Source organism: Acidovorax delafieldii 2AN, assembly GCF_000175235.1.
Taxonomy (GTDB): Bacteria; Pseudomonadota; Gammaproteobacteria; order Burkholderiales; family Burkholderiaceae_C; genus Acidovorax; species Acidovorax delafieldii_B.
The window spans coordinates 1-8530 of the sequence record NZ_ACQT01000166.1; the positions used below are offsets into that span (position 1 = coordinate 1).

Sequence of the window (8530 nt, forward strand, 5' to 3'; positions counted from 1 at the left end):
CACTCACGCGCCCCCAGGGCAACGGGCCCGGCAGACCGGGCAGCTGCAGCACCGGCATGCAACGCGGCGGCACCTGCCACGCCTCTTCGGCCGATGCGATCAGGGCAATCGGTAATTCGGGCAGCCCCGGGCGCACGATGCATTGCCCGGCACGCCGCAGCGTAGCCAGGTCGCCCACCACAAAACAGCCGTGAAGAACCTCCGGGGCATCGCGGAATGCCTTGGCGACGATCTCGGGGCCGATGCCGGCCGGATCGCCCTGCGTAATGGCGATGGCTTGGGTGGTGGATTTCATATAAAAACAGGCAAATGTGCTTACAAATCAAGCGCTTTTAGCTATAAATAGTGGAGCAAATGTGGTACGGAACGGCGCCGTTCAGGCCGGATTGTCGATCTCGACGAAGTGGTGCTCCAACCCCAGCTGCCCCGCCACCTGCTCGGCCGCGGCAGGCGCGCCATAGCGTTCGGTGGCATGGTGGCCGGCGGCAATGAAGGCCACCCCCGTCTCCCGCGCCAGGTGCGCCTGGGGCTCAGAGATTTCGCCCGTGACAAACGCATCGGCCCCAGCTGCAATCGCCGATTCAAAGTAGCCTTGCGCTCCGCCCGTGCACCAGGCCACGCGGCGGATGGCCCGGGGCGCCGGCTGGCACCAGCGTCACGGCACGGCCCAGCGCCGCAGCCACATGGTCCGCCAGCGGCTGCGCGCCGTCGAACGACGCCGCAGCGCAAAAACCCAGATCCTGCTCGCCAAAACGCTGGTCGGCCTGCCACCCCATCACCCTCCCCAGCTGCGCGTTGTTGCCTACTTCGGGGTGCGCGTCGAGCGGCAGGTGGTAGGCGAAAAGATTGATGTCGTGCGCCAGCAAAAGGCGCAGGCGCTCTTTCATCCAGCCGGTAATCCGGCCGTCCTGGCCCCGCCAGAACAGGCCGTGGTGCACAAAAATGGCATCGGCGCGGTGAGCGATGGCGGCCTCGATCAGAGCCCGGCTGGCGGTCACGCCGCTCACGATGCGGGCCACTTCGGGCCGTCCCTCGACCTGCAGGCCGTTGGGGCCATAGTCCTTGAAACGCTCGGGTTGCAGCAGTGCGTCGAAGGCCTGTTGCAGTTGCTGCCGGGAAATGCTCATGGGGCTATTGTCGTGCGCCAGCGCATCCCCATCTACTGCGGGCTTGAGGGACAATCACCGGGCGTGCCGCCCGCCATGCCGGATTCGCCGGCCGCCCGCATCCTTTTCACTAGCCCACCTTCCAACCCATGAAACGCTTCTGGCTGCTGTTTTCCCAGACCGTGACCGTGCTTGTTGCGGCCTATTTTGTCGTCGCCACCCTGCAACCCGACTGGCTGCGGCGCGGGGCCATGCGCTCGGGCGCGGGTATAGCGCTGATCGAGGCCCCGGCCACCAGCGCGGCGCAACCGGCCCCGGGAAGCCTCAGCAGCGCTGCCCGCAAGGCAGCCCCTGCGGTGGTGAGCATCAACACGAGCAAGGAAGTGCGGCACCCGCGCAGCAACGACCCGTGGTTCCAGTTTTTCTTCGGTGACCAAGGCAGCCAGGCGCAGGCAGGGCTTGGCAGCGGCGTGATCATCAGCCCCGACGGCTACATCCTCACCAACAACCATGTGGTTGAAGGCGCCGATGAAATCGAAGTCACGCTGACAGACAGCCGGCGCGCCCGGGCGCGGGTGATCGGCACCGACCCAGACACCGACCTGGCCATCCTCAAGGTGGAACTGGACAAGCTGCCCGTGATCGTGCTGGGCAATTCGGACCAGCTCGCCGTGGGTGACCAGGTGCTCGCCATCGGCAACCCCTTCGGCGTGGGGCAGACGGTGACCAGCGGCATCGTGAGCGCACTGGGGCGCAGCCAGCTGGGCATCAACACCTTCGAGAACTTCATCCAGACCGACGCGGCCATCAACCCCGGCAATTCGGGCGGCGCGTTGGTGGACATCAACGGCAACCTGCTGGGCATCAACACCGCGATCTACTCGCGCTCGGGGGGCAGCATGGGGATCGGTTTCGCCATCCCTGTATCGACCGCACGGCTGGTGCTGGACGGCATCGTGAAGGACGGCCAAGTCACGCGCGGCTGGATCGGCGTAGAGCCCAATGAACTGTCACCTGAACTGGCCGAGACCTTCGGTGTGAAAGCCACCCAGGGCGTGATCATCACCGGCGTACTGCAGGATGGCCCCGCCGCCCAGGCTGGCATGCGCCCCGGCGACGTGATCGTGCGCGTGGATGACAAGGCCGTGGGCAATGTGTCCGAACTGCTGACGGCCGTGGCCGCCCTCAAGCCAGGCACCGCCACACCCTTTGCGCTGCAGCGCGGCGACACCATGGTGGACCTGAAGGTCACCCCGGGCGTTCGCCCCCGGCCCCAGCGCGCCGTGCGGCGTTGACCGCGACGCTGTAGCAGGAGCAACGGCAGCGCGATGCTCCGATGCTCCGATGCTCCGATGCTCCGATGCTCCGATGCTCCGATGCTCCCAAAAAAAATAGCTCCCAGCGCCCGATGGGCAAGCGCTGGAAGCTGTTTTTCTTCAGGCTGCGGCCTGGACCGGATCAGGAGGATGATGAAGCTGTTTCCTCGGCATCCTCGGGCGCCTTGGTGTGCTTGATGAACACCTGGGCGGCCCAGATACCCACCTCGTAAAGCAGGCACATGGGAACGGCCAGCGCCAGCTGCGACACCACATCGGGGGGCGTGACAACGGCTGCAATGATGAACGCGATCACGATGAAGTAACCGCGGAAGCTCTTGAGCTTTTCCACGCTCACCACGCCCATGCGTGCGAGCACCACGACCGCGATGGGCACCTCGAACGCCATGCCGAATGCAAGGAACATGGTCAGCACGAAGCTGAGATAGGCCTCGATGTCAGGTGCGGCGGTGATGCTCTTGGGCGCGAAGCCCTGGATGAAGCTGAACACCTGCCCAAACACGAAGAAGTAGCAAAACGCCACCCCGATGAAGAACAGCACGGTGCTCGAAATGACCAGCGGCAGCACCAGCTTCTTTTCGTGCGAATAGAGCCCCGGCGCAATGAACGCCCACAGCTGCCACAACACGACCGGCAAGGCCAGCAGAAATGCCGACATGAGCAGAATCTTGAGCGGCACCATGAAGGGCGAGATCACCGATGTGGCGATCAGCGTGGCCCCTTTGGGCAAATGGGCCACCAGGGGCGCTGCAAGAAAGTCGTACAGCGCGCCCGGCCCCGGAAAGAGAAAGAGCAGCGCAGCCGCCACGCCGATGGCGATCATGGCCTTGACCAGCCGGTCGCGCAGCTCCATGAGGTGCTGCACAAACGGCTGCTCGGTGCCGGCCAGTTCGTCTTCTTGGGAGGAGGTTTCGGACATGTTGGATTTTCGCGGGCGTCAATAACGCCCCCGCCGCGCGGCTGGGCGCAGCATCAATGGAATTTCTGTGGCCGGTAGCGCGCAACGCGCGCCGCGCCCGACAGGGCCTTGGTCCGCACGCCGCTGCGCGCCTTGTACCACTGCGGCGTGGCGCCCTTTTTCAAGCGCCAGTTTTTGCCCGGATGCTTGTAGGCCGGAACCACGGCAGAGGCGTCGGGCACCTCGGCGCCCGGCATTGCCGTGGCCTGCGCCCAGTCCTTCTCGAATTCGCTCGCGCTGGTCTGGATCGACTGCTCCACATCGCGGGCGGCATTCTCGACCGTGTCCTTCATCTTCTTGAGCTCGTCGAGCTCCATTGAGCGGTTCACTTCGGACTTCACGTCCGCCACATACCGCTGCGCCTTGCCCAGCAAGGTTCCCACCGTGCGTGCGACACGCGGCAACTTCTCGGGCCCGATGACAATGAGTGCCACCGCGCCGATCAGCGCCATCTTGGACAGGCCAATATCAATCATGGAAGCGCCAGCGCCCGAGCTCAGCTCTTTTGCTTGGCTTCGACGTCAATGGTGGTCTTGTCGGCGTTGGCCTGGTTGGAAACCTGGCCCGCCGGTGGCGTTGCAGCGTTGCTGTCAGGGGTGGAACCGTCGCGCATGCCGTCCTTGAAGCCCTTTACGGCGCCCCCGAGGTCAGAGCCCATGTTCTTGAGCTTCTTGGTGCCGAACACCATCACAACGATCAGCAGCACGATCAGCCAGTGCCAGATGGAAAAAGAGCCCATGGAAAATCTCCTAACGAATTGGTTTCATTTTAGACGGCGGGCGTGACAGGAGTTCAAAGCACCTGTGTGCGCCCCAGGGACAAAGATGATCGGTCCTCAGCCCTTGAGCCAGGGCCGGGGGCCACCGATGACGTGCATGTGCAAATGGTGGATTTCCTGCCCGCCTTCAAGCCCCGTATTCACCACCAGGCGATATCCCCCCTCGGGATAGGGGTTGCAGCCCTGCTCCAGCGCCAGGCGCGGCGCCAGCGCCAGCATGCGGCCCAGCAGGCCGGCGTGCTCGGGCGTCACCTGCGCCATCGAGGGAATATGCAGCTTGGGCACCATGAGGAAATGCACGGGGGCCCAGGGATGGATGTCGTGGAAGGCGAAGATTTCCTCGTCCTCATAGACCTTTTTCGAAGGAATCTGGCCCGCGATGATTTTGCAGAAAAGGCAGTTGGGATCGTGCATGGTGAAAAATGGAAGGCGCAATACCCGTGGCGCCGGGCTGGTCACACATTGTCTGCGATGTTGAGCGATGGCCGCACGCCCACGTCCTTGTGGTGGGCCTTGAGCCATTCCTGGCCTGCAACGCGGCCCAGGGCGAACAGCTTATGCACGAAGGCCATGTCCGCACGCATCTTGCTGTCTGCGCCGAAAGTCGCCAGCACCGCTCCGCCATCGATCCGGTGCATGCGCACGTTCTTGTAACGGCGCTCGTCCAGCTTTCCTTCGGCCAGAAGGCGCCGCACGAACTCGATGGCGCGCAACTCGGCCAGCAGGCTCGCATTGAAGGTGACTTCGTTCATGCGCTCGATGATCTCGGGGGCCGTGTCGGGCAGCTCGTTGTGCTCGGTGGGGTTGATCTGCACCAGCAGGATGTCGGAGGTCTCCGTCTGGTACAGCAGCGGGTGCAGCGCAGGGTTGCCCGAATAGCCGCCATCCCAGTAGCGTTCGCCTTCGATCTCGACCGCCTTGAACAGCAGGGGCAGGCAGGCCGAGGCCATCACCGCGTCGGCGCTGAGCCGCGCGCCCGAGAAGATCTCGCCGCGTCCGGTGCGCACATTCGTCGCGCACACAAAGACCCGGGGGCCCGACGCGCCCTTGGCCGCGCACAGCAGGTCAAAATCCACCTCGCGCTCGAGCAGCCGGCGCAACGGGTTGATGTCCAGGGGGTTGGTCTGGTAGGGCGACAGCCAGCGGTTCATCATGCCCAGCAGCGGAGTCGCGGCCGCCAGCGGCGTGCCCCACATCAGGCTGCCCAGCGTTCCCACGCCCTCCCACAGCCGCGTGAGCGCGGTGCGGGCCAGCGCGCAGCCAGCGGCATGGGCCTCTTTCGCATCCTTGTACTGCTGCGCTGCCTGGGCAAAGCCGTGCGCCACCGCCACGGCGTTCATTGCCCCCGCGCTGGTGCCGCTGATGCCGTCAAAGCGCAGGCGCCCGTCCTCAAGCAGGGCATCCAGCACGCCCCAGGTCAGCGCCCCGTGCGAGCCCCCGCCCTGCAGGGCCAGGTTGATGGGCGCCGCTGCGCGCTCAGGCATCGAGCGCCTGGCCCTTGTTCATGGCCACCATGCCGCGCACGATGCGGTAAAGGAACCAGATCGAGATCAGGCCCCAGGCAATCCAGCCCGGGAAGAAGAACAGCAGCCACAGAGGCGCCGTGACGATGTACAGCACCCCGGCCCACAGCACGGTGCGGATGCGCCACGCGAAATGGCTGGCCTGCCAGGTGCCGACACTCTCGTCGCGCTTCACCAGATCGATGAGAAGCGCGATGATGAGCAGCGCAGCGCCCGGCTGCGCGCCCGGGATGACGGCCCCCAGCGCCACGACCAGGTGCAGCAAATAGCTCACCCAGCCCCAGGCCTTGAGGCCCTCGGCCTTCTCCTCGCTGGTCTGCACATCGATGATGTCGCTCATGGAGATTCTTCCTGGGCAGCGCGCACAACAGCCTTGCGCAAGGCTTTTTCCTCGATGCCGCTGGTGCCCTCGCGGCGTTCCAGCTCGGCCAGCACGTCGGTGGGCGCCAGGCCATAGTGCGCCAGCGCAACCATGGTGTGGAACCACAGATCGGCCACCTCGTAGACAAGCTTGGACTTGTCGGCACCGTGGTCAACATCCTTGGCGGCCATAACCACCTCGGTGGCCTCCTCGCCGATCTTTTTCAGAAACGCATCGGGCCCCTTGTGCAGCAGGCGCGCGACATAGCTTTTTTCGGGGTCGCCACCGTGGGCAGGCTTGCGGCTTTCGATGACGGCCGCCAGGCGCGCGAAGGAATCGTTGGAACTCATGATCTTGCCCTTTATTTGTAGATCGATTCAGGGTCTTTCAAGACCGGCTCCACCGCCTGCCAGGCGCCATCTTTCAGCACGCTGAAGAAGCAGCTGTGGCGGCCCGTGTGGCATGCAATGCCGGGCGCGTGGCCCAGTTGGGTGACCTTGAGCAGCACCACGTCGTTGTCGCAATCGAGGCGGATTTCGTGCACCGTCTGCACGTGGCCCGATTCCTCGCCCTTGAACCAGAGCTTGCCACGCGAGCGGCTGAAGTACACGGCGCGGCCGAGTTCTGCGGTTTTTTGCAGCGCCTCGCGGTTCATCCACGCAAACATCAGCACGTCGCCCGTGCCCTGCTCTTGCGCAATCACGGGCACCAGGCCTTGCGCATCCCATTTCACTTCATTGAGCCAGTTCATGGGCGAATTGTCGGCGATTTGAGTGACAGCGCAGCCGCCGTTGCGATTTGCAGGCACCCCGAGGTGATGGCGTGGATGTACCGGGCGGCTACGGCGATGAGCGGGGACGCAATGCCACTGGCGCGGTTCGGGTCCCACCCCCTTCAGTCCACGGGCCAGGGCCGGGCACGCCAGCCGCCTGGGCGCGCGCGCCGGCTGTGGCGCATTTGGCCAATTGCTACACAAAATATAGCTGCTTGCGCATATCCATCAAGCGCCAGCACCCATTTTCATTCAAATCCGCGCCTGGCGGTCTTGTTTCCAGCCCGTTAAAGCCGCACCGGAATCCCGCGCTCGGCCATGTGCCGTTTGGCCTGCTCCACGGTGAATTCGCCGTAGTGGAAGATGCTGGCGGCCAGCACGGCATCGGCGCCGCCGATCTGAATGCCATCGGCCAGGTGGTCGAGGTTGCCCACGCCGCCCGAGGCGATGACGGGCACATCCACGGCGTCGCTCACGGCGCGCGTGAGGGCCAGGTCGAAGCCGGCCTTGGTGCCATCGCGGTCCATGCTGGTCAGCAGGATTTCGCCGGCGCCGCGCCGGGCCATTTCGGCAGCCCAGGCCACGGCATCGAGGCCCGTATTCTTGCGCCCGCCGTGGCTGTACACATCCCAGCCGGGGCCCACGGGGCGGCCGTCGGGGCCAGCGCGGCGCGCGTCGTCTTCGCTGCGGCGCTTGGCATCGATGGCCACCACGATGCATTGCGCGCCGTACCGGTCCGAAGCGGCACTGATCACGTCGGGGTTGGCGATGGCAGCCGAGTTGAAACTCGTCTTGTCGGCCCCCGCGTTGAGCAGGCGGCGCACGTCTTCCACGGTGCGCACCCCCCGCCCACGGTGAGCGGAATGAACACCTGGCTGGCCACCGCCTCGATGATGGGCAGGATCAGGTCACGCCCGTCGCTGGTGGCGGTGATGTCGAGGAACGTGAGTTCGTCGGCGCCCTGCGCGTTGTAGCGCGCCGCGATCTCGACCGGGTCGCCCGCATCGCGCAGTTCGACAAAGTTGACGCCCTTCACGACACGGCCGCCGGTCACGTCAAGGCAGGGGATGATGCGTTTGGCAAGCATGGAATGCTCCGAAAAAAAGAAGGTGCCGCACAAGGGCCGCATTACAGCGCCGGCAGCGCCCTGAATTCCTGCCAGCCCTGCCACCGGGCCTGCGGCGCCAGGGTCACGGGCTGGTCGATCTGGGCCGCTTCCACACACAGCATGGAGCGGTAGCCTTCGGCCGGCAGATCGTTCAGCCGGGCACACAGATCGGCCCCCGGGTTCCAGACCACCGTGTTCGAAAGGCCGCTGCTCTGGGATACCTGCAGGCCGTGCGCGCCATCGCGCAGACGCAGGGGCCCCGGGGGCGCCTGGAACACGCTGTCGTATTCGCCCACGAACTCCACCGGACCTTGCTGGGTGCCGCGGACGTCGGCCACGGCGTTCCAGCGGGCGCAGCCCTCCAGACCATCCAGGCGAACCTGCTCAATGGCATCGACGCGCAGATAGGTGTGCAGCGCGGTGGTGAAATCCCACGCGGAAGCGCCCGTGTTGCGCACCGCCAGCGCCACCCGCAGGCTGCCGGGGCCCAGCACCACGGTCAGCTGCGCGGCAAAGCGCTGGGGCCACCAGGCGCGGGTGGCGTCGCTGTCGGCCAATTCCAGGCACACGCTGGTGGGCGCCTCGCC

Annotated in this window: 10 protein-coding genes and 3 pseudogenes; 1 reads left to right on the top strand and 12 read right to left on the bottom strand. The window is 65.4% G+C overall.

Annotated features, from left to right (window positions below):
* A pseudogene (locus tag ACDELDRAFT_RS16275) lies at positions 1–295 on the bottom strand (4-hydroxythreonine-4-phosphate dehydrogenase PdxA); the annotation flags it as partial.
* An 81-nt stretch (positions 296–376) separates the two neighbouring features.
* Positions 377–1127: pseudogene (locus tag ACDELDRAFT_RS16280) on the bottom strand (Nif3-like dinuclear metal center hexameric protein).
* A 128-nt stretch (positions 1128–1255) separates the two neighbouring features.
* On the opposite strand from ACDELDRAFT_RS16280, the gene ACDELDRAFT_RS16285 reads away from it, so the two are divergent.
* On the top strand, positions 1256–2401 hold the full coding sequence (locus ACDELDRAFT_RS16285; RefSeq protein ID WP_005798801.1) for a trypsin-like peptidase domain-containing protein: 1146 nt from the start codon (positions 1256–1258) through the stop codon (positions 2399–2401).
* A gap of 163 nt (positions 2402–2564) precedes the next feature.
* On the opposite strand, the gene tatC is transcribed toward ACDELDRAFT_RS16285, so the two are convergent.
* The 10 genes and pseudogenes from tatC to ACDELDRAFT_RS16335 all read right to left on the bottom strand — a co-directional run.
* Positions 2565–3362, bottom strand: coding sequence for a twin-arginine translocase subunit TatC (gene tatC, locus ACDELDRAFT_RS16290; RefSeq protein WP_005798802.1), 798 nt, complete (start codon positions 3360–3362; stop codon positions 2565–2567).
* A gap of 53 nt (positions 3363–3415) precedes the next feature.
* Complete coding sequence (gene tatB, locus ACDELDRAFT_RS16295) at positions 3416–3877, bottom strand: Sec-independent protein translocase protein TatB (protein ID WP_005798803.1); 462 nt, start codon at positions 3875–3877, stop codon at positions 3416–3418.
* Positions 3878–3897: 20 nt separating this feature from the next.
* Positions 3898–4140 carry a Sec-independent protein translocase subunit TatA gene (tatA, locus tag ACDELDRAFT_RS16300; protein WP_005798805.1) on the bottom strand — a complete coding sequence of 81 codons (243 nt, stop codon included), beginning with the start codon at positions 4138–4140 and terminating at the stop codon, positions 3898–3900.
* A gap of 96 nt (positions 4141–4236) precedes the next feature.
* Positions 4237–4593 (bottom strand): histidine triad nucleotide-binding protein, encoded by a 357-nt coding sequence (locus ACDELDRAFT_RS16305; RefSeq protein ID WP_005798806.1) that lies wholly within the window; start codon positions 4591–4593, stop codon positions 4237–4239.
* A gap of 41 nt (positions 4594–4634) precedes the next feature.
* Complete coding sequence (locus tag ACDELDRAFT_RS16310) at positions 4635–5663, bottom strand: patatin-like phospholipase family protein (RefSeq protein ID WP_005798808.1); 1029 nt, start codon at positions 5661–5663, stop codon at positions 4635–4637.
* On the bottom strand, positions 5656–6042 hold the full coding sequence (locus ACDELDRAFT_RS16315; protein WP_005798810.1) for a DUF4870 family protein: 387 nt from the start codon (positions 6040–6042) through the stop codon (positions 5656–5658). Before ACDELDRAFT_RS16315 ends, ACDELDRAFT_RS16310 begins: the two co-directional genes overlap by 8 nt.
* Positions 6039–6413, bottom strand: coding sequence for a phosphoribosyl-ATP diphosphatase (locus ACDELDRAFT_RS16320; RefSeq protein ID WP_005798811.1), 375 nt, complete (start codon positions 6411–6413; stop codon positions 6039–6041). The genes ACDELDRAFT_RS16315 and ACDELDRAFT_RS16320 overlap by 4 nt, the downstream gene beginning before the upstream one ends.
* An 11-nt stretch (positions 6414–6424) precedes the next feature.
* The gene (gene hisI, locus ACDELDRAFT_RS16325) at positions 6425–6814 is read right to left on the bottom strand and encodes a phosphoribosyl-AMP cyclohydrolase (RefSeq protein WP_005798813.1); all 390 of its coding nucleotides are present in this window, start codon (positions 6812–6814) and stop codon (positions 6425–6427) included.
* A gap of 308 nt (positions 6815–7122) precedes the next feature.
* A pseudogene (gene hisF, locus ACDELDRAFT_RS16330) lies at positions 7123–7964 on the bottom strand (imidazole glycerol phosphate synthase subunit HisF).
* Positions 7964–8530, bottom strand: a 567-nt coding sequence (locus ACDELDRAFT_RS16335; protein ID WP_005798816.1) for an aldose epimerase family protein, incomplete at its 5' end; no start/stop codon positions are given. The gene ACDELDRAFT_RS16335 and the pseudogene hisF, both read right to left, overlap by 1 nt.

Excerpts from the sequence above, each read along its gene's own strand:
- ACDELDRAFT_RS16285 (WP_005798801.1), top strand. The coding sequence starts at position 1,256 with ATGAAACGCTTCTGGCTGCTGTTTTCCCAGACCGTGACCGTGCTTGTT.
- tatC (WP_005798802.1), bottom strand. The coding sequence starts at position 3,362 with ATGTCCGAAACCTCCTCCCAAGAAGACGAACTGGCCGGCACCGAGCAG.
- tatB (WP_005798803.1), bottom strand. The coding sequence starts at position 3,877 with ATGATTGATATTGGCCTGTCCAAGATGGCGCTGATCGGCGCGGTGGCA.
- tatA (WP_005798805.1), bottom strand. The coding sequence starts at position 4,140 with ATGGGCTCTTTTTCCATCTGGCACTGGCTGATCGTGCTGCTGATCGTT.
- ACDELDRAFT_RS16305 (WP_005798806.1), bottom strand. The coding sequence starts at position 4,593 with ATGCACGATCCCAACTGCCTTTTCTGCAAAATCATCGCGGGCCAGATT.
- ACDELDRAFT_RS16310 (WP_005798808.1), bottom strand. The coding sequence starts at position 5,663 with ATGCCTGAGCGCGCAGCGGCGCCCATCAACCTGGCCCTGCAGGGCGGG.
- ACDELDRAFT_RS16315 (WP_005798810.1), bottom strand. The coding sequence starts at position 6,042 with ATGAGCGACATCATCGATGTGCAGACCAGCGAGGAGAAGGCCGAGGGC.
- ACDELDRAFT_RS16320 (WP_005798811.1), bottom strand. The coding sequence starts at position 6,413 with ATGAGTTCCAACGATTCCTTCGCGCGCCTGGCGGCCGTCATCGAAAGC.
- hisI (WP_005798813.1), bottom strand. The coding sequence starts at position 6,814 with ATGAACTGGCTCAATGAAGTGAAATGGGATGCGCAAGGCCTGGTGCCC.